Here is a 19483-nt window from a genome sequence, read left to right as displayed (position 1 = left end):
AGCGGGAGCCGTCGAGGGGCTGGCCGGGCGGGCCCGGCCGCAGGATGCTGAACGCGGCGGTGACAGGACCCGGAGGGGGGCGTCATGTCGGGTGGAGCGGCGTGGGGAACGGGCGTCGGGGTGGCTCCGTACGCGGAGCTGGTCTTCGACGCCGACGGGGATCCGGCCCCGGGCACCGGGACCGCGCTCGACGGGATGGAGGCCACCGACCTGCTGGTCTTCGCGCACGGCTGGAACAGCGAACCGCGCACCTCGACGCTGCTCTACGACCGGTTCTTCGAGCCGTTCCCCTACCTCGTGGGGCCGGCGGTGCGGCTGGGATACGCGGGGGTCCTGTGGCCCTCGATCCGCTTCGCGGACGAGCCGATACCGGACTTCGACCCCCGCGGCCTCGCGGGGGCGCTCGCCGAGCCGCAGTTCGGGACGGCGCTGGACCCGGACACCAGGCGGGCGCTCGGGGAGTTCTGGCCCGGGCGGGAGACCGAGCTCGACCGGGTCGCCGAACTGCTGGAGGAACGGCCGCAGTCGCAGGCCGCGTTCGTGGAGTTCGGGGCGCTGGTGCGGGAGCTGGCCGGGGTGGCGGCGGTGTCCACCGCCACCGGCGAGGACGTGCCGGCGATGTTCACCGAGGACGTCCTGGAGGTGTGCCGTAGCTTCACCGAGGCGGTCGTCGAAGCGGGCGGGCACGCGGGCGGGGCGGAGCTCTCGACGAACGGGGCGGAGCCCTCGACGAACGGGGCGGGGCTCTCGACGAACGGGGCGCCCTCGACTGACGTGGCGGGGCTCTCGACTGACGTGGCGGGGCTCTCGATCGGCGGTGGGCTGCGCGCCTTGTGGAGCGGCGCCAAGGAGGTGCTGCGCCAGGCCACGTACTACGAGATGAAGAAGCGGGCCGGAGTGATCGGCGAACGGGGGCTGGGGCCGGTACTCGCCCGGCTGGCCGCGCACAGACCGGACCTGCGCGTCCACCTGATCGGGCACAGCTTCGGCGGCCGGGTGGTGTCCTTCTCCCTGCGGGCGGTGCCCGGCGGCGCCCGGTACGTGAAGTCGCTGACCCTGCTCCAGGGAGCCTTCTCCCACTACGCCTTCACCGACCGCCTGCCGCACGACAAGAGCCGCGGCGGCGCCCTGCACGGGCTCCAGCACTCCGTGGACGGCCCGGTGGTCGCCTGCCACTCCCCTTACGACACCGCACTCAAGGTGTTCTACCCGCTGGCCTCGCGGATGGCAGGGGATTCGGCCGGTGTGCTGGGCCTGGACGAACGGTGGGGCGCGCTCGGACACGACGGCGTGCAGGCGGTGGCGGGCGCCCCCCGGATCACCCTGGCGGCGGCGCTGCGGGACGGGCTGCCGACGTCCGGTTGCGTCAGCGTGGACGCGGGCGCCGTGGTCCGCAGGGGCGGAGCACCGACGGGGGCGCACAGCGACATCTGCCACGAGGAACTGGCCCGGATCGTGGTGGCGGCGGGGCGCATGGGGCGCTGACTTCCGGCCATGTGCCACCCGCACGCCTCGACCGCCCCGCATGCGCCCACACACCTCCGGGCATGTTGGGCACGTCGGAACGTAGGACGACGTTCACCTCGTACGGCGTCTCGACGTCGGTGTGGGCGTGGGCGCGGCGGAGGTGAGGGTGTCATGGCGGGATTCCGGAGTCTGGCCTACCAGGTGCGGGACGGGCGCAACGACCGGGCGTTGCGGCGCCATTCGCTGCGCCGCTGTCTGGAGCGGTTCGCCCCCTACGGGCACCGCGCGACGTGGTGGCACCTGTGCGACCGGCACGGGATCGCCCCGGAGGACCGGGCGGCCGATCCGCGGCGGCTGGTCGCGGCGTTGGAGGAGTTGGAGGACGCGCGGGCGGTCTGGCTGGAGTACGAGCGCCAGTTCGCGGAGCGCAGAAGGCGCGAGAAGCACCACGGGCTGCGCAGGCCGGAGTGGGCGTGGGGCGGCAGCGGGGACGCGGTGGTGCGGTGTGCGGACCCGGGGGTCCGGCCGGACGGGACGCTCGGCGAGGTGCTGCGGCGGCTGGTGAAGGCGCTGGAGTCGGAGCCGGGGACGTCGTGCCCGGTCTGCGGGGAGCAGGAGCTGCGCTGGCCTTCGATGGGCGCGGATCACGGGGCGTGGGCCGGGGCGTGGGCGTGGGACGGGCCGGTGTGCGGGGGCTGCGGGATCGTGGTGCCGAGACCGGCGTTGGCGGACGCGCTGACGTATCCGGCGTCGGCGGCGTGAGCGGGAGGGGGCTCGGGGCGGCAGGTCCGGGTGGGGCCGGGGCGTGGATCCAGGTCGCGCTGAACGGTGCGCGGGGCGCGGCCGAGGGGGCGGCCGTGCCGATGTCCCCGCAGGCGTTGGCGCAGTCGGCGCTGGGGGCGGTCGCGGCGGGGGCCCGGGAGGTGCTGGTCCACCCGAGGACCCCGTGCGGGCGCGAGAGCCTCTCGCCCCGGGTGATGGGGCCGGTGCTGGAGGCGATGCGGGGCGCGGGGGTCTCCGTACCGCTTGGCGTGCCGGTGGACGCGGCGGCCGAGCCGGATCCGGCGGGGCGGCTGGAGCGGGTGCGGTCCTGGGTGGTGCTGCCGGAGCGGGCGGTGGTGCGCTGGGCGGAGACGGGGGCGCGCGAGTTGGCGTCGGCACTGCTGGCGCGCGGCGTGGCGGTGGACATGGTCGTTCCGCTGGGCGCTTCGGGGCACGCGGAGGGTGCGGGGCACGCGGAGGGTGCGGGGGCCTGGGTGGCGGGCCGGGCGGGGCGGGTTCGGCTGGTCGGCGAGCTCGCGGAGGCGGATCCGGCGCTGGTGGCGGGGCTGATCTCGGCACCGGTCGCGGGGCTGGGGCGGGAGCCGGATGTGGGGCCGGGGCCGGGGCCGTTGCCGGCGCCGGGTAGGCCGTGGTCGGTGCCGTGGCTGCTGTTCGGGCGGGAGGCCGCCGCCTGGCCCGTGCTGCGGCTGGCCGCGCGGTACGGTGCGGGCACCCGTATCGGCGTGGGTGAGGTGCTGTCGCTGCCGGACGGGCGGCCGGCGCGTTCTAACGCCGAGTTGGTGGCGGCCGCCGTCCGGGAGTGGGCGCGCGCCGCTACAGCGACAGCCGCGAGCCGGTGAGGCGTTCGCCGAAGACGTCGTCCGGGTTGGACAGCGCGCAGGTCTTGAGCGACAGGCAGCCGCAGCCGATGCAGTCGGAGAGGTTCTCGCGCAGCCGGGTCAGTTGCTTGATCCGCTCGTCGAGTTCGCTGCGCCAGGCCTCTGACAGGGCCGCCCAGTCCTCGCGCGTGGGCGTGCGTTCCTCGGGGAGCCGGGCCAGGGCTTCGCGGATGCTGGCGAGCGGGATGCCGACCCGCTGCGCGGCGCGTACGAAGGCCACCCGGCGCAGCGCGTCACGGGTGAAGCGGCGTTGGTTGCCGGAGGTGCGGCGGCTGCTGATCAGGCCCTTGGCCTCGTAGAAGTGGAGCGCGGAGACGGCCGCGCCGCTGCGCGCGGACAGCTGGCCGACCGTGAGTTCGTGGACTTTTCCGGGAATCTGCGGCACCTGACCGAGGGTAGTCGGCCCGGCCTGGGAACGGGGCGCGGGTGCGTCGACGGGGGCTGGAGTGCGTTGACAGGGGCGGGCGGTCCACGCATGCTGAGCAAGCGCTTATTAGCTTGATCAGCGAGAGGCAGGGGCAGGCATGGCCGAACCGAGGATCTTCACGTCCGCCGAGGAGCTGCGCGCCGCAATCGGCGAACAGCTGGGCCCGAGCGGCTGGCTGGAGGTGGACCAGAAGCGGATCGACCTCTTCGCGGACGCCACGGGCGACCACCAGTGGATCCACGTGGACCCGGAACGGGCAGCCACCGGACCCTTCGGCTCCACCATCGCGCACGGCTACCTCACGCTGTCGCTGCTGCCGAGCCTGGTACCGCAGATCATGCGGGTCGAGGGCATGCGGATGGGCATCAACTACGGGACGAACAAGGTGCGGTTCCCGGCTCCGGTGCCGGTCGGGTCCCGGTTGCAGGCCACCGCGGTGATCACCGATGTCACGGAGACGGGCGGCGGGGTGCAGGTCACCGCGACGGTGACCGTGGAGCGGGAGGGCGGCGATAAGCCGGTGTGCGTGGCGGAGTCGGTGTCCCGGTACTACTTCTGAGACTGCTCCTAAGACTGCTCCTGAGACCCGACTGCTCCCGGGGCGCGGCGGCCCTCGTCAGGGCTTGGCCGCCACCATGCGCAGCACGAGGTCGGCGTAGAGCGCGCCGACCTCGTCGGGCGTGCGCTGCCCGCCGACGTTGAACCAGCGGGCCACGTCGATGCACAGGGACAGCACGGCGAGCGTGGTGCCCGGGACGTCGGGGACGTCGAACTCCCCCGACCGCACGCCGTCGGCGAGGATCCGGCGCACGGCGGCGTCGCTCTGCCGGCGCAGCGCCACGATCTCGGAGCGGTGCTCCGGGGCCAGGGCGTCGAGCTCGTACTGGACCACCCGGGCGGTGGTGTGGTGCGCGGCGTGCCACAGCACGAAGGACCGTACGGCCTCGTCGAGCCGCTCGGCGGGGGTGCCGGGGCCGTCGGCGGCCGTCTCCAGGATCTCCAGCGCCTTGTCGTGGCCGATCCGGCTGATCCGGTGGAGGAGCTCTTCCTTGGTCTTGTAGTGGATGTAGAGCGCGGCCGGGCTCATACCGGCGCGGGCCGCGATGTCGCGGGTGGTGGTGGCGTGGTAGCCGCGCGCCGCGAAGGTCTCGACGGCGGCGACCAGCAGCCGCCGGGCGGCGTCGGGGGTGACCTCCGACCACGGCTGGTAGCCGTCGGTCTCGGCCGCGCCGGCACTGTCCATCGCTCGCTCACCCTCTTCGGCTTGTAGGAACCAACACCTTACCGGAGGGTGAGCAAGCGCTTAGGGCATAGCGCGCCTGGGCTCGGCACTGAGGCCGGGGCTGAGCGGCGGGGGGGGCTGAGCGGCCGGTGGCCGGAGGCTGCAGTGGCCAGGCGGCCGGGGGCTGAGGGGCCGGGCGCTGCGGTGGCCAGGCGGCGGGGGCTGCGGTGGCTAGGCGGCCGGGCGTCCCGGGGGCTGCTTCGGGGAGAAGGGGTCGTACTCCGTCATGATCTTCTCCATTCGGGCCTGGTCGACCCGGCTGACGATCTGCGTGACCTCCTGGCGGTCGCGGATGACCTTGGCGAGGGTGAAGGCGGAGGTGGTGAGGTAGAGGACCGCGATGCCGAGGAAGGCGCGGACCCAGCCGTCGGCGTCCATGTTGTAGATGCCCAGCCCGACAGCGGCGAGGGCGGTGGCGAAGGAGGCGACGGCCTGGCCGTAGTACGCCCCCGTGTTCTGCTGCTTGACCGGTGTCTCGTTCATGGCCCCAGCTTCGCGGCGGGACGGCCGGCGGCACATCCGCGCGCGTACTCACGTACGTACTCAGACGGGCGCGCCGACGCCCTTGCCGCCCGCTAGAACGCCGAAACCCCGGTGCGCGCACGGCCGATGAGGAGCTTCTGGATCTGGCTGGTGCCCTCGTACAGGGTCATGACGCGGGCATCGCGCAGCAGTTTCCCGGCCGGGTACTCGTCGATGTACCCGTAGCCGCCGTGCACCTGGAGGGCGTTGCTCGCGGCGCGCACGGCGGCCTCGGAGGCGAAGAGTTTGGCGGTGGAGGCCTCGGTGGCGAAGGGCTGCCCCCGGTCGATCAGGTCGGCGGCCCGCCAGGTCAGCAGTCGCGCCGCGTCGACGTCGACGGAGATGTCGGCGATCAGCTCCTGGACCAGCTGGTGCTGGGCGATGGGCTTGCCGAACTGCTCGCGCTGGGCGGCGTATCCGACGGCGGCGTCGAGCGCCGCCTGAGCGATGCCGACACAGCCGGCGGCGACGGACATCCGGCCCTTGGCCAGCGCCGACATCGCGACGGAGAAGCCCTTGCCCTCGGGGCCGAGCATCGCGGAGGCGGGCACGCGGACGCCGTCGAGGGCGAGTTCGGCGGTGGCCTGGCCGCGCAGGCCGAGCTTGCCATGGATCTCGCGGCGGGTCAGGCCCGGGCTGTCGGCCGGGACGAGGAAGGCGGACACGCCGCGGTGGCCCGGTTCCTCGTTGGTGCGGGCGAAGAGGAGCACCACGTCGGCCCAGGTGCCGTTGGTGATGAACATCTTGCTGCCGCTGATGACGTACGCGTCTCCCTCGCGCGTGGCGCGGGTGGCGAGGTTGCCCGCGTCGGAGCCGGTGCCGGGTTCGGTCAGACCGAAGCAGCCGAGCGCGTCACCGGAGCACAGGCGGGGCAGCCAGGCCCGCTTCTGCTCCTCGGTGCCCCAGGCGGTGATGGTCTTGGCGACGAGCCCGAGGGAGACCGAGACGATGCCGCGGACGGCGGAGTCCCCGCGGCCGAGCTCCTCGGTGACGAGCGCGTAGGCGAGGTGGTCGCCGCCGGAGCCGCCGTACTGCTCCGGGATGGTCAGGCCGAGGAAGCCGAGGTCGCCGAGTTTCTTGACGATGGACCGGTCGACGCTTTCGGCGCGGTCCCATTCGGCGGCGTACGGGGTGATCTCGCGCTCGGTGAATGCGCGGGCGAGCCTGCGTACGGCGGTCTGCTCCTCGCTGAGCTCCAGATTCACGGGGGACCTCCGGGCGTGGTGGGGGCGGGGGTGGTCGCGTGCGGCCGGGGCATTAATTAGCAGCGCTAGTTTAACGGGACCGGGCCTTACTATGTGCCGCATGGCCAGACCGCGCAAGCCCCTCCTGAGCAGAGACCTCATCGTCGAGGCGGCGGGCGCGCTCGTGGACGCGGAGGGACTGGAGGCGGTGTCGACCCGGCGGCTGGCGGCAGCGCTCGGGGTCAGCGGGCCCTCGCTGTACAACCACTTCCGGACGAAGGACGAGATCCTGGAGGCGGTGGCCGACTCGGTGAGCGGCCGGGTCGACTTGTCGATGTTCGACGGCGGCCTCGGGTGGCGGGAGGCCTTGCACGACTGGGCGCACTCCTACCGGGCCGCCCTGGCCGACCATCCGAACATCGTGCCGGTGCTGGCGCGCGGGCCGGGCCGGCGCCCGGCGGGGCTGCGGGTCGCGGACGCCGTGTTCGGCGCGATGACGGAGGCCGGGTGGCCACCGGCCCAGGCGACCAGGATCGGCGCGCTGATGCGGTACTTCATCCTGGGCTCGGCGGTCGCTTCCTTCGCCCGGGGTTTCGTGGACGACCGGACGGCATACGACCCGGGCGATTACCCCCACCTGGGCCAGGCCCACCTGCTGGCGGAGCGGCAGCAGGAGGTGGACGAGGGTGCGTTCGAGACGGGCCTGTCGGCCCTGCTGGACGGCCTGGCACTCCAGTACGAGGCGCTGCGGCAGACGTCGTGACGCCTGCCGGGTGCCCGGTACCGGGGGCGTTAGCGGTGAGGGACGGCCGACCGCCGCGGGCGGCCGCCCCAACCGCCGGGGCGGGGCGGGGTGGGGCGACCGCGGCGGGCGCGGCGGGCGCGGCGGGGGCGGCGGGCGCGGCGGGCGCGGCGGGCGCGGCGGGCGCTAGAAGACGACCAGGGAACGGCCGCCCTTGCCGGCCAGCATGTCGTCGAAGGCTCCCGGGATGCCGTCGAGGGTGATGTGGTCGGTGACGAGGTCCTTGAGGACCAGGCGGCCGGCCCTGATGTGGTCGGCGATCACCGGCAGGTCGCGGGCCGGGTCGCTGTTGCCGTAGACGCAACCGGTGAGGGTGCGGGCGAAGTGGAAGATCTCCAGGGCGTGGAAGGTGACCTGCTGCTCCTTGCCGCCGATACCGACGACGGTGGTACGGCCCCCGCGGCGCGTGGACTCCCACGCCCCCCGGATGGTCTCGGCCCGGCCGACGCATTCGATGGCGACGTCCGCACCCTGCCCGCCCGTGAGTGCGCGGACTTGCTTGGCCGTGGTGTCGGACGCGAGGACGAACTCGGTGGCTCCGGCCGCGCGCGCCAGCCCCTCCTTGGCCGGGGAGACGTCGACGGCGACGATCGGACCCGCCTGCGCGATCCTCGCCGCCTGGAGGGCGGCCAGCCCGACCCCGCCGACGCCGAAGACGGCGACCGACTCGCCTGGGCGGACCTGGGCGCTGTGGTGGACGGCGCCGTAGCCGGTGAGGACGGCGCAGCCGAGCAGGGCGGCTTCGGTGAGCGGGATCCCCTCGGGCGCGGGGAGCACGCAGTTGGCCGCGACCACCGTCTCCTCGGCGAAGGCGGCGACATTGAGCCCGGGGTGCAGCTCGGTGCCGTCGGCGTCGTGGGCGTAGACCGCGCCGACCCCGGTGAGGGCATTGGCGCAGAGCCACACCTCGCCGATCCGGCAGTGGTGGCATTCACCGCAGGACGGCGCCCAGTTGAGCACCACTCCGTCTCCCGGGGCGACGTGGGTGACCCCCTCCCCCACGGCGATGACCGTCCCGGCGCCCTCGTGGCCGAGGACGGCGGGGACGGGAACCCGCATGGTGCCGTTGGTGAGGGAGAGGTCGGAGTGGCAGACACCGGCTGCGGCGAGGCGCACCCGGACCTGCCCGGGGGCGGGTGCGGGCAGCACGATGTCCCGGATCTCCAGCGGGGCTCCGACGGCGGGCAGGATGGCGGCGCGGACCATGGTCGTTTCCGTCTCTCGGGGCGGTGTTGAGCGGGGCGGGGTGTGGGGTCGGGGCGGGTTGGGGGCCGGCCCGGGGTGTCGGCCCGGGCGGGGTCGGGGGCCGGGGCCGGCCGGGGAGGGGCCGGTCGGGTCGGGGCCGGCCGGGGAGGGGTTCGGCGGGGCTCAGAACTGCAGGGACTTGGTCTGGAGGTACTCGGCCAGGCCGTGCGGACCCAGCTCGCGGCCGACTCCCGACTGCTTGTAGCCGCCGAAGGGCGCGAGCACGTTGAAGCGGCCGCCGTTGATGTCCACCTGGCCGGTGTCCATACGGCGGGCGAAGGCGACCGCGGTCTCCTCGTCCGCGGCCCAGACGGCCCCGCTGAGCCCGTACACGGTGCCGTTGGCGATGCGCAGGGCGTCCTCCTCGTCCTCGTAGCGCAGGATCGACAGCACGGGGCCGAAGATCTCCTCCTGGGCGATGGTCATCTCGGGCGTGACGTCGGCGAACACGGTCGGGGCGACGAAGTACCCGTGCTCGTGCGGCGCCTCGGGGCCACCCGCGACGAGGCGCGCGCCTTCCTCGACGCCCTTGACGATGTACGCGCGGACGCGGTCGCGCTGCCTGGCGTTGACGACCGGGCCGACACGGGTGCCCGGCTGGGTGGGGTCACCGGTGGTGTACTTGGCGACGGCGGAGGCCGCGAGGGCGACGGCTTCCTCGTACTGGTCCCGGTGGACGAGCATGCGGGTGAGGGCGTTGCAGCTCTGGCCGGTGTTGCGCATGACGTCGGCCACGCCCGTGGAGACGGCCTTGGCGAGGTCGGCTCCGGGCAGGATGACGTTGGCCGACTTGCCGCCCAGTTCGAGGGCGACGCGCTTGATTGCGGCGCCGGCGGTGGCGCCGATCTGCCGGCCGACGGCGGTCGAGCCGGTGAAGGAGACGAGGTCGACTCCCTCGTGCGCGGCCAGCGCCTGCCCGGCGACCGGGCCGGTACCGGTCACCAGGTTGAAGACCCCGGCCGGGATGCCCGCCTCGTGCACGGCTTCGGCGAAGAGCTGTGCGGTCAGCGGGGTGTCCTCCGCCGGCTTGAGGACGAGGGTGCAGCCGGCGGCGAGAGCGGGCGCCACCTTTGCAACGATCTGGTGCAGCGGGTAGTTCCAGGGCGTGATGGCCCCGACCACACCGACCGGTTCCAGCAGCACCGTGGAGTTGCCCAGGCGCTCCTCGAAGGCGTAGGAGGCGGCGAGTTCGGCGTAGGAGGCGGCGACCCCGATCGGAGCGCCGACGTGGACGGCCTCCGCGAAGCCGAGCGTGGTACCGAGTTCGGCGGTGATCGTCTCGGCGAACTCGGTCTTGCGGGTGGCCAGTACGTCGCGCAGGGCGCCGATCAGGGCGGCCCGTTCGGCCGGGGCCGTCGACGCCCAGCCGGGCAGGGCCGCGCGGGCCGCCCGTACCGCGGCGTCCACGTCGTCGGCGGTGCCGGCCGGGACCCCGCCGATGACCTGCTCGTCGGCCGGATTGACGACCTCGATCCGGTCGCGTCCGGAGGACGGCCGCCAGGCGCCGCCGATGTACATCCCGTCGTGGGCCTTCATGGCTTTCCTCCCGAGCACGCACGAGCGTGTAGACGCTTGACCTCGCGGACAGCCTACAAACTAGCAACGGTAGTTTTACCGGCGCCAGGGTCCACCGGGATCAGATGATGCCGAAAACCATCCCTGCCGCGAGGACCACGAGGGAGGTCAGGGCCGCCCATTTCACGGTGAAGCGGGTATGGTCGCCGAATTCGACCTTGGCCATGCCGACGAGTACGTAGACGGCCGGAACCAGTGGGCTGGACATGTGCAGGGCCTGCCCGACGAGCGAGGCGCGCGCGATCTCCAGCGGTGAGACGCCGTGGGCGGCGCCGGCTTCGGCCAGCACCGGCAGCACGCCGAAGTAGAAACCGTCGTTCGACATGAAGTACGTCAGGGGCAGGCTGAGCAGTCCGGTGACGAGGGCCATGTGCGGGCCCATGCCGTCGGGGATCGTGCCGACCAGCCAGTCGGCCATGTGCTTGACCATGCCGGTGCCGGTGAGGACGCCGGTGAAGACGGCTGCCGCGAAGACCATTCCGGCGACGTTCAGGACGTTGTCGGCGTGGGCGGCGATCCGGGCCTTCTGGTCCGGCATGTGGGGGAAGTTGACGGTGAGGGCGAGGGCTGCGCCGAGCAGGAAGAGCACCGGGATCGGGAGCAACTCCATGATCATCGCGGTGAGGAGGGCGACGGTCAGGGCGGCGTTGAACCAGTAGAGGCGGGGACGCAGGGTCGACCGGTTCGGGTCGAGGCCCTGCATCCCGTCAGCGTTCGCTTCCCCGGCGGGCGACAGCGCGGCGGGTGCGGGGGCGGGGTGGGGGGACGTGTGCTCGCCCGTACCGGCGTGCGCCGCCGGGGCTGAGCCGACACCGGCTCCGGCTCCGGCTGTGACCGTGACGGGCTGCGCCTCGGCGGCCTCCGCCACGAGCACCGCCTCGTGCGCGTCCTCGTGCGCGTCTTCGCCGGGTAGCACCAGGGTGCCGACGCGGCGGCGCTCCTTCACGCCCAGCACGTAGGCGAGGATGAGCACGCACACCAGCCCCATCGCGAGGGCCGGGATCATGGGCACGAAGATGTCGGCGGCGTCGAGCTTGAGGGCGGTGGCCGCACGGGCGGTGGGGCCGCCCCAGGGCAGCGTGTTCATGACGCCGTTGGCGGTGGCCGCGACGCCGGTCATGACCACCAGGCTGAGCCCGAGCCGCTTGTAGAGCGGGTACATGGCCGAAACGGTGATCATGAAGGTGGTCGAGCCGTCGCCGTCGAGCGAGACGACCGCGGCGAGCACCGCGGTGCCGACCACGACGCGCATCGGGTCGGCCTTGCAGAACCGCAGGATCCCCCGCACGACCGGGTCGAAGAGGCCGACGTCGATCATCACGCCGAAGTAGACGATGGCGAACATCAGCATGGCGGCGGTCGGCGCCAGTTTGCCGACGCCGTCGATGACGTAGTCGCCGAGGTGGGCGCCCTTCCCGGCGAACACGCAGAAGAGCGCGGGGATGAGGACGAGGGCCGCGATGGGCGACATTTTCTTCATCATGATCAGGACGAGGAACGTCCCGATCATGGCGAAGCCGAGGAGAGTCAGCATGCAGGGAACGTAGGCGCCCCCTCCGGGGGCCAACAAGACGTGCACGTGTGAGCAATACGAGCAAAACCCCAGCTCAGGGCAGGGGTGCCAACTCGACGGGGAACCCGTTGAGCACGGCGGTGCCGGACAGCGGGTCGAGCCGGCTGCCGTCCAGCAGCTGGTTCACGTTGACTCCCGGATCGGTGGCGGCCACCGACAGCCGGGAGCCGGCGCGGTCGTGGCCCCAGCCGTGCGGGAGGCTGACGACTCCGGTCCGCACGGTGTCGGTGACCTCGACAGGAACGTCGAGGGCGCCGCCGTCGGCGGTGATCCGGGCCCGGCCGCCGTCGGTGAGGCCGAGCCGGTCCGCGTCGTACGGGTGCACCTGGAGGGTGCAGCGGTTGGAACCTCCGACCAGGGCCGGGACGTTGTGCAGCCAGCTGTTGTTGGACCGCAGATGGCGGCGGCCCACGAGCACCAGTGCGGCGGGGCGTTGGGCGAGCGCCGCGCGCAGCCTGGGGAGCTCGGCCGCGATCGGGTCGGGCAGCAGCTCGATCCTGCCGCTGCGGGTCCTCAGCACGCCCGGGAGCCGGGGGCGCAGCGGCCCCAGGTCGATGCCGTGCGGGTGCGCGAGCAGCCGGTCCAGGCTCAGGCTGCCCTCGGGCACGCCCCAGGCCCCGGTTTCGGGCGCGCCCGTACCCGCCGGCGCGTCGGCGTCCGTGTGCAGCTCGGTGGCGAACCGGTCTCCGTACGGACCGAGTCGCAGCATCAGGTCGAGGCGCCGCTCGGGGCCGCTCTCGCCGTGGAGCAGGCCTGCCAGGCGCGTCGGTTCCTCGCCGTGCAGGGGGGAATGCGGGTCGGCGGTCTCCTTGGCGAGGGTGGCCCGGATGACCGACTCGTCGACCTCGGACGGGGCGGCTCCGTGCATGCCGGAGACGGCGAGGACGAGACGGGCGTGGATCTCGCACTCGTCGAGCCGGTCCGCTTCAAGGGGCACGGCAGGCCGGGTGTAGCGCACCTGGTTGCGGATGGCGAAGCCGTTGAAGGCGAAGTCGTGGTGCGCACTCTGGGCGGGCGGCGGCGGGGGCAGGACGACATGGGCGTGGCGGGAGGTCTCGTTGAGGTACGGGTCCACACTCACCATGAAGTCGAGTCCGGCCAGGGCCCCGTCGAGGCGGCGGCCGTCGGGGGCGGACAGCACCGGGTTGGCCGCGATGGCGATCAGTGCCCGTATGCGCCCCTCACCCGGCGTCTCGATCTCCTCCGCCAGTGCGGCGGTGGGCAGTTCGCTCTTGACCTCCGGGTGACCGCTGACCCGGCTGTGCCAACGGCCCGTGACGAACCCCTTGCCGGAGCCGGCGGGACGGGGCCTCGGGCCGGCCGCAGGGAGCGGGAAGAGGGCTCCGCCCGGTCGGTCGAGGTTGCCGGTGAGGATGTTCAGTACGTCGACCAGCCAGCTGGCGAGGGTGCCGTACTCCACGGTGCAGCTCCCGATCCGCCCGTACACGGCGGCGGTGGGCGCGGCCGCGAGCTCGCGGGCGAGGGCGCGGATCTCGGTGGCCGGGAGGTCGCAGGCGGGGGCTACGGCCTCAGGGGTGAAACTCGCGAGCGCCGCTCCGAGTTCCCCGAGGCCGTCGGTGTGTTCCGCGAGTGCCCCGGGGGTCGTCAGCCCCTCGGCGAGCAGGGTCTGCGCGAGGGCGGCCAGCAGCAGGGCGTCGCTGCCGGGCCGCGGGGCGAGGTGCCGGTCGGCGAGCCGGGCCGTGCGCGTGCGGCGGGGATCGACGACGACCAGCTTGCCGCCGCGGGCGCGCAGGGCCTTGAGCAACCCCGGGAAGTCGGGAGCGGTGCACAGGGAGCCGTTCGATTCGACGGGGTTGGCGCCGAGCAGCAGGAGGAAGTCGGTGCGGTCCAGGTCGGGCACCGGGATCGCGAAGGGGTCGCCGAAGAGCAGGCCGCTGGAGACGTGCTTGGGCATCTGGTCCAGTGTGCTGGCGGTGAAGAGGTTGCGGGTGCCGAGGGCCTTGAGGAGGAGCGGCGGGTAGAGGGCGCCGGCCATGGTGTGGACGTTGGGGTTGCCGAGGACCACGCCGACCGACTGGGCTCCGTACTGCCGCACCAGGGCGGGCACCGCTTCGGCGATGGCGTCGTACGCCTCTTCCCAGGTGGCTTCCCGCAGCCGCCCGTCACGGCGGACGAGGGGGGTGCGCAGCCGGTCGGGGTCGGCGTCGAGGGCACCGAAGGAGGCGCCCTTGGGGCAGATGAAGCCGCGGCTGAACACGTCGTCGCGGTCGCCCCGGGCGCCGGTGACGGTGGTGCCCTCGATGGTGAGGGTGAGGCCGCACGTGGCTTCGCAGAGGGGGCAGATGCGCAGGGCGGTGCGGGACATGGACCCTCCTGGGGCGGCAGGCTGCGGCGCTGGCCGACGGCGGACCGAGCATACCGACCGGTAGGGAGGTTGGGGAGGGTGCCGGGCGGGAAATCCGCCGGTCACGCGGGAGACGGGCGCCACGGGGCCCGGGTCGCAGTCGATACGGGGTCAGTCCAGGACCCGTGCGAGGTACGCCTGCATCATGGCGCGGGTTTCGGCGACGATGCCCGGGTCCCCCGCCGGGTCGGTCCGGAAGGCGAGTTGGACGAGTGCGTCGGTGGCTTCGACGGCGACCAGGACCGCCCGTTCGAGGACGGCGTCGGGAACGAGCCCGAGGTGGTGCGAGAGCAGTGCGGTCAGCCGGACGGCGACCAGGTGGTTCGGGTCGGCCGCGGGGCCCTCGGGGGGCGGCGCGGGCACTCCGAAGTCCACGAGGGCGAAGCCGGGGACGCTGCGCTTCATGGCCAGGTACTCGTCCAGCACCGCGTCCACGACGGGCCGCCAGTGGGTGCGCGGGAGGGTGGCGAGCCGCTCCTGGATCCCCTCGGCGTAGCGGTCGAGGTTGCGGTGCGCGAGGGCGATGGCCATGGCGCGCTTGTTCCCGAAGAAGCGGTAGACGGACCCGATGGGCACGCCGGCGCGCTGGGCCACGGCGCGGGTGCTGAGGTTCTCGTACCCGGTCTCGTCGAGCAGTTCGGCGCAGGCGTCGAGGATGCGGGCGAGGCGGTCGGCGCTGCGCTGCTGGACCGGGGTCCGGCGCATGGGCTGGGCGGGGGGCACGGGGTCCATCATGCCGCTCCTGGCGGGTGCTCGGGTCGGGCGGTCTCAGTTCAGCAGGAGGCTGAGTCCGCCGATGGTGTACGTGATCATCAGCGCGAGCAGCGGCAGTTGGCCGGCGACGGCCTTCGCCGGCGGGAAGAGGCGCACGGAGCGGTCGTGCGCGGCGACGACCCCGAGGACGTGGCCGGTGACGACGGCGATGACCTGGAGGGCCGCGAGGGCGCCCGGACCCAGTGGCGGCAAGGGTCCTGGGGCGTTGTCAGTGCCCAGTGCCATGATTACTGTGCGTGGTCCTTCGGTGACGAGGAGGGAGAAGTAGTGAGCGGTGAGATAGCCGAGGGAGATCGGCACGAGTGAGTGTGCGAAGGCGGTCAGCGGGCCGGGGTGCGGGCCGCTGACGAGGCGGGTGGCCGCCGCGCACAGGCAGTACAGGGTGGCGACGAGGGCGATGGAACCGAGGAGTCCGAGTGTGGCCGTGGGGGTGCGGCCGAGGGGGGAGGTCTGTATCGCGTTGATCCAGGAGGGGTTGTCGGAGAAGCCGTCGTAGGCGGTGGAGCCGAGCAGGACGCAGACGGTGGCGACGAGTCCGGGCCGCTCGGGCGTCGCGTCGAGTCCGTGGAAGGGGTTGCGGAGGACGAGGCGGCCGTCGTCTCGGCGGCCGAGGGGGGAGAGGCGGGCCAGGAGGGTGGAGTACGCCTCGAAGGCGTCCCCGTCGGCGAACCAGTTCTCGCCGAAGCGGGCGGCGAGGGCGAGGTGGAGGGCGGCGTAGCCGCCGAGGGCGATCAGAAGGGTGGTGGTTGATGCGGGATCCGGGGAGACGAGCTCAAGCCAGGTGAAGCCGAACAGTGCGGCCGCGGCGGGCCATTGGCCGAGCCTGGTGGGCAGCGGCCGGCTGGGACCCTGGCGGGGCAGGGCCCGGGCGAGCAGCCGGTGCAGGGTGCGCAGCGGGTTGAGGAGGCGCCAGACCGGGCCGAAGAGGAGGGAGGCGGGCACGAGTCCGACCCAGAGGAGGACGTAGACGGCGCCCGGAGCGGGGTTGCGGGCCGGGCCGTCAGGACCGAGGAGGAGGTGGAGGAGCAGGGCGAGGGCTCCGGCGAGGCCGAGTCCGCGCAGGGTGGTGCGGGTGGCCGGCGCGTCGGCCACCCGCTGGAGCCCGGCGGGCAGGCCGAGGCCGGAGCGGGCGCCGCGGAAGCGTGAGGTGGACCAGAGCAGGCCGAGGGCGAGGAAGGAGACGAACAGTGCGGCGAAGGCACCGGCGAACGCGTAGAAGGGAGATATGGGCAGATCGTGCTGGGATCCGATCCCGTGCGCGAGGTAGGTGACGGCCGGATCGGCCGGGTGCGGGACCACGTCCCGGCCACCGCGGTCACCTCCCGCGCACAGGGCGGGGATCAGGAGCGGTAGCGGGGTCATCGGACGAGGAGCTGGGTCAGGACCAGGTCGGACTCGTGGGTCTCGACCTCGAACAGGCCGGTGCGGTCGGCCGTCAGGACCAGGGCGGCCTCCTGGCCTGCCGGCAGGGCGAGTTCCTTGTCGTATCCGTGGACGTGCAGGGTGTCCGCGCGGTCGCTGGTGACCCGCAGGGCCACGCGTTCGCCGCGCGTCACCTCGATCCGGCCCGGGGCCGGGGTGACCTTGCCGGCCCGGACGGTGAGGGTGATCGTCCGGTCGGCGGCCGGGGTCGCCGACGGTGGGGCTTCCGACGGTGGGCTTGTGGACGGTGGGGTGGGTGCGGCGTGGGTGCGGCCCGCTTCGCCCGGGGCTGCGCCGGTCAGCGGGATGGAGGCCTCCACCGCCTTGCCGCCGACGGCCCAGGCGGTGTGGTCGTCGGCGTAGAGGCGGACGGTCAGCGTGTGCGCGCCCTCGGGCACCTGTGCCGCGGGCAGGTGGAACCACGGGCCGTACACCCGGGCCAGCTTGCGGCCGTCGAGCTCCAGGTGGGCGTGACCGGTGCCGGGGAGGGCGGCGCCGCCCGTGCTGTCGGGGGTGAAGCGGAAGTCGGTCACCGTCAGTTGGAGGTTCCAGCCGTCCTCGGAGTCGGGGTGCGCGGTGAGGGCTACTTGTGGCGCGCCCTGGGCCGGGACCTCGCGCAGGTGGTGGCCGGCGCCGTCCTGGACGGGGAGCAGGGTGCCGACGCTGCCGGAGGCCTGCTCGTGGCTGGTGCCGGGTTTGTGGTGGGTGGTCGCCCTGCCCCCGCAGCCCGTCGCCGCACCGCCCGCGAGCAGGAGGAGGACGACGACCAGGGCTGTCGTGCGGGGCGCGCGCGACGCGGTGCGGGGCAAGGGGGCGCAGGCGTCACAGGTGACGCGGGCGGCCGGGCGGCCGGCGGAGGGGTGGGTCACGGGGTGCCTCCGGTGGTGTCCGGCACGTCCGGGGCGGCCGTGGCGCTCAGGACGGGGGCCGGGCCCGCCGGGGCCGGGGCGCGGTCTCCGCCGGGGCCGGCGGGGCGGGCGGGCGCGGTGCCCGGGCGGGCGGAGGCGACGACCGCCCACAGGGTCCACAGCACTGCCACGACGCCTCGTATCCAGGCTGGGCCGAGTGGTATCCAGGGGATCATCAGGACGGCCTTGTCGAAGGCGTCGAGCAGGGTGAGTGCGCCCAGCAGCAGGGTCAGCCGGGCCAGCCAGGGCCGGTACGGGCGCAGCGCCAGGCCGGCTCCCGTCCACCACAGGCCCAGGAGCAACAGGGCGAGCGCGGGGACGAAGGTCGGGTTGAGCGTCATGGTGGAGCCGGCGACGTCCAGCGCCAGCCCGGCCAGGCCCAGCAGTGAAGCGGCGGTCCCGAGCCGCGAGTGCCGCAGGCGGCGCCACCACAGCACCCCGCCGACCAGCAGCAGTACGGCGGCCACGGCGAGCGCGATCTGGGTCTCGACCCGCTCCAGACCGCGGGCGCCGTACCAGTCGCAGCCCGCGGGGAGTTTGCGTGCCTGGACGTTGTAGTCGGCGCAGACGAGCAGCTGTACCAGCTTGACCGGTTCGCCGGCCAGGCGCGCGGAGCCGCCGGAGACCGATCCGCGGCGGTCGCCGCACTCGGGCAGGGTGCCGGGCGTCGAGCCGTCCGGTCCCGCCTGCCAGCAGTTGCCGCTGCCCTGGCCGTCCCACCACACGTCCATGCCGTTGGGGCGGGAGGCGCCCGACTTGTCCGTGCCGAGGATGTTGCCGGCGTAGCGGTTGTGGTGGGAGGTGTCCGTCTGCTTCGACCACGCCTCCTCGCCGCGGATGAAAGCGGGCACGGCGCTGAGGAAGAAGCCCGCGCGCTTGTGCCCGTACACCCAGTTGTTCTCGTACAGGTTCCAGTTGCCGCCCGCGGTGATGATGCCGGTGCCGGGGGGCATGGAGATCTGGGGGCAGACCACGCCCTGTTCGTAGCCGCGCTCGATGGGCGGCTTGGCGCAGGTGCCGTCGGCGACGTTGGGGTAGTAGTCCGCGTTGTTGTCGTGGATCAGGTTCCGCTCGAACTTGGCGTGGTTCTGCGGGAGTCCGGGGTGCCCGGGGAAGGCGCTGTCCATGGAGGCGCCGCCCATGTTCTGGTCGAACTCGTTGTCGTGCACCCAGACCGAGTCTCCGGCGGTGCCGGAGTAACCCACCATGTTGTGGTGGCTGTGGCAGCCGGTGATCTCGATGGAGTAGCGGGGGACGTCGTAGCCGCGGCCGTCGTTGATGTTGGAGGCGCTGCCGGGGTAGATGCCGGAGTCGCCGTTCCCGTACGACTCGCAGTTCTTGTACAGGCCGTGGTCACTGGCGAAGGTCAGGAACCCGTATTCGTCGTTCCAGCGGGTGAGGACGTCGTCGATGACGAAGCCGTCGCCCGCGAGGACGTAGAGGGAGTTGAAGGTGGTGCGCTGGGCGGTGAAGTTGCGGAAGTAGATGCCGTTGGACTTGTCGGCGCGGATGGCGTTGAGCTTCTGGTACTTGGCGTCGATGACCACGTCGAGCCGGGAGGCGCCGGTGCCCTCGATCTGGAGGTTCGTCTTGCCGAGGATGGCGACCAGGTTCTGGTTGTGGCGGCACTGCTCCTGCTGTTCGTACGACAGGATCTGGTAGCCGAGCGCGGAGTTCGGGGCCTTGAGGTGGGCGCATTCTCCGCTCGGCTTGGGGAGGGAGGGGTCCTCCTCGTAGAGGCCCGGCAGGATCGCGATGTTCATCCCGGCCCGGTCGACGGCGTCGACGGCGTCCTGGAGATGGCGGTAGCCGCTCTTCTCGCAGCGGGCGTAGAGGGCGAGGTTGCGCTGCTTGAGGGCTTCGGGAAAGGCGGATATCCGGCGCTCGAAGTCGGGGCGGTCCGTCTTGCAGACCAGCAGGTCGGGCTCGGCGTTGCGGTACTCGGGAACGGATCCGGTTCCGTCGGGGAGGGTGACGGGGCGCTCCTCGTGCGCAGCGGCGGTGGGCGCGGCGGCGAGGAGGGACAGGAGAGCGAGGAGGGCGGCGAGGAGCACCGCCGGCACGGCAGGAATCCTGCGGGTCCACGGCATGCGCGAGAGAGTAGAGCAATGTTCATCTTTTTGGATCCCCTCGGGCACGAATAGCCCGAACTCCGCCGCCATCGCGTGCGCGCCCCACCGGAGACGGCCCCGCGCCGATCGCCGGCTTCGCCGGACCGGAAGCCGCGCCGCGCCCCCCACCGGGGTTGATGCCGTCGGGCCGAAGCCCCCTGAGGG

17 protein-coding genes are annotated in these 19483 nt (G+C 73.2%); 5 read left to right on the top strand and 12 right to left on the bottom strand.

From position 1 onward, the window contains the following. Positions 1 to 84 precede the first annotated feature (84 nt). From ACIA6C_RS24145 to ACIA6C_RS24135, 3 genes are all read left to right on the top strand, one after another. Entirely contained in the window at positions 85 to 1485 is a 1401-nt protein-coding gene (locus tag ACIA6C_RS24145; RefSeq protein WP_399278854.1) for a serine-threonine protein kinase, read from the top strand. A gap of 153 nt (positions 1486 to 1638) precedes the next feature. Further along, a complete protein-coding gene (locus ACIA6C_RS24140; RefSeq protein ID WP_399278853.1) occupies positions 1639 to 2229 on the top strand; it encodes a hypothetical protein in 591 nt (196 codons plus the stop codon). After that, positions 2226 to 3089 carry a 3-keto-5-aminohexanoate cleavage protein gene (locus ACIA6C_RS24135; protein WP_399278851.1) on the top strand — a complete coding sequence of 288 codons (864 nt, stop codon included), beginning with the start codon at positions 2226 to 2228 and terminating at the stop codon, positions 3087 to 3089. Before ACIA6C_RS24140 ends, ACIA6C_RS24135 begins: the two co-directional genes overlap by 4 nt. Here ACIA6C_RS24135 and soxR read toward each other — a convergent pair. Next, entirely contained in the window at positions 3064 to 3513 is a 450-nt protein-coding gene (soxR, locus tag ACIA6C_RS24130; RefSeq protein WP_329193965.1) for a redox-sensitive transcriptional activator SoxR, read from the bottom strand. The genes ACIA6C_RS24135 and soxR overlap by 26 nt on opposite strands. A 139-nt stretch (positions 3514 to 3652) precedes the next feature. Here soxR and ACIA6C_RS24125 point away from each other — a divergent pair, with 139 nt between their 5' ends. Then, on the top strand, positions 3653 to 4114 hold the full coding sequence (locus tag ACIA6C_RS24125) for a MaoC family dehydratase (RefSeq protein WP_366080959.1): 462 nt from the start codon (positions 3653 to 3655) through the stop codon (positions 4112 to 4114). A 57-nt stretch (positions 4115 to 4171) separates the two neighbouring features. On the opposite strand, the gene ACIA6C_RS24120 is transcribed toward ACIA6C_RS24125, so the two are convergent. From ACIA6C_RS24120 to ACIA6C_RS24110, 3 genes are all read right to left on the bottom strand, one after another. Then, positions 4172 to 4798 carry a TetR/AcrR family transcriptional regulator gene (locus ACIA6C_RS24120; protein WP_399278848.1) on the bottom strand — a complete coding sequence of 209 codons (627 nt, stop codon included), beginning with the start codon at positions 4796 to 4798 and terminating at the stop codon, positions 4172 to 4174. Positions 4799 to 5008: 210 nt separating this feature from the next. Beyond that, entirely contained in the window at positions 5009 to 5320 is a 312-nt protein-coding gene (locus tag ACIA6C_RS24115) for a YiaA/YiaB family inner membrane protein (protein WP_329193971.1), read from the bottom strand. Between the two features lie 92 nt (positions 5321 to 5412). Continuing rightward, a complete protein-coding gene (locus ACIA6C_RS24110) occupies positions 5413 to 6564 on the bottom strand; it encodes an acyl-CoA dehydrogenase family protein (protein ID WP_399278846.1) in 1152 nt (383 codons plus the stop codon). 91 nt (positions 6565 to 6655) lie between these two features. Here ACIA6C_RS24110 and ACIA6C_RS24105 point away from each other — a divergent pair, with 91 nt between their 5' ends. Then, positions 6656 to 7306 (top strand): TetR/AcrR family transcriptional regulator, encoded by a 651-nt coding sequence (locus tag ACIA6C_RS24105; protein WP_361133214.1) that lies wholly within the window; start codon positions 6656 to 6658, stop codon positions 7304 to 7306. 165 nt (positions 7307 to 7471) lie between these two features. Here the strand turns inward: ACIA6C_RS24105 and ACIA6C_RS24100 are convergent, their stop codons facing one another. From ACIA6C_RS24100 to ACIA6C_RS24065, 8 genes are all read right to left on the bottom strand, one after another. Then, on the bottom strand, positions 7472 to 8551 hold the full coding sequence (locus ACIA6C_RS24100) for a Zn-dependent alcohol dehydrogenase (protein WP_399278844.1): 1080 nt from the start codon (positions 8549 to 8551) through the stop codon (positions 7472 to 7474). Positions 8552 to 8713: 162 nt separating this feature from the next. Next, on the bottom strand, positions 8714 to 10126 hold the full coding sequence (locus tag ACIA6C_RS24095) for an aldehyde dehydrogenase family protein (protein ID WP_399278842.1): 1413 nt from the start codon (positions 10124 to 10126) through the stop codon (positions 8714 to 8716). Between the two features lie 100 nt (positions 10127 to 10226). Further along, a complete protein-coding gene (locus ACIA6C_RS24090) occupies positions 10227 to 11699 on the bottom strand; it encodes a CitMHS family transporter (RefSeq protein WP_399278840.1) in 1473 nt (490 codons plus the stop codon). A 73-nt stretch (positions 11700 to 11772) separates the two neighbouring features. Next, positions 11773 to 14064, bottom strand: a complete 2292-nt coding sequence (locus tag ACIA6C_RS24085) for a molybdopterin-dependent oxidoreductase (protein ID WP_399278838.1) — start codon at positions 14062 to 14064, stop codon at positions 11773 to 11775. A 150-nt stretch (positions 14065 to 14214) separates the two neighbouring features. Then, complete coding sequence (locus tag ACIA6C_RS24080) at positions 14215 to 14835, bottom strand: TetR/AcrR family transcriptional regulator (RefSeq protein ID WP_399279112.1); 621 nt, start codon at positions 14833 to 14835, stop codon at positions 14215 to 14217. A gap of 36 nt (positions 14836 to 14871) precedes the next feature. Continuing rightward, complete coding sequence (locus ACIA6C_RS24075) at positions 14872 to 16239, bottom strand: hypothetical protein (protein ID WP_399278835.1); 1368 nt, start codon at positions 16237 to 16239, stop codon at positions 14872 to 14874. After that, on the bottom strand, positions 16236 to 17108 hold the full coding sequence (locus ACIA6C_RS24070) for a hypothetical protein (RefSeq protein WP_399279110.1): 873 nt from the start codon (positions 17106 to 17108) through the stop codon (positions 16236 to 16238). Before ACIA6C_RS24070 ends, ACIA6C_RS24075 begins: the two co-directional genes overlap by 4 nt. A 56-nt stretch (positions 17109 to 17164) precedes the next feature. Next, positions 17165 to 19297 carry a right-handed parallel beta-helix repeat-containing protein gene (locus tag ACIA6C_RS24065; RefSeq protein ID WP_399278833.1) on the bottom strand — a complete coding sequence of 711 codons (2133 nt, stop codon included), beginning with the start codon at positions 19295 to 19297 and terminating at the stop codon, positions 17165 to 17167. Between the last annotated feature and the right edge of the window lie 186 nt (positions 19298 to 19483).

The sequence above is a fragment of the Streptomyces sp. NPDC051578 genome (assembly GCF_044454045.1).
Classification (GTDB): domain Bacteria; phylum Actinomycetota; class Actinomycetes; order Streptomycetales; family Streptomycetaceae; genus Streptomyces.
This window is presented reverse-complemented; position numbering and strand designations above follow the sequence as displayed.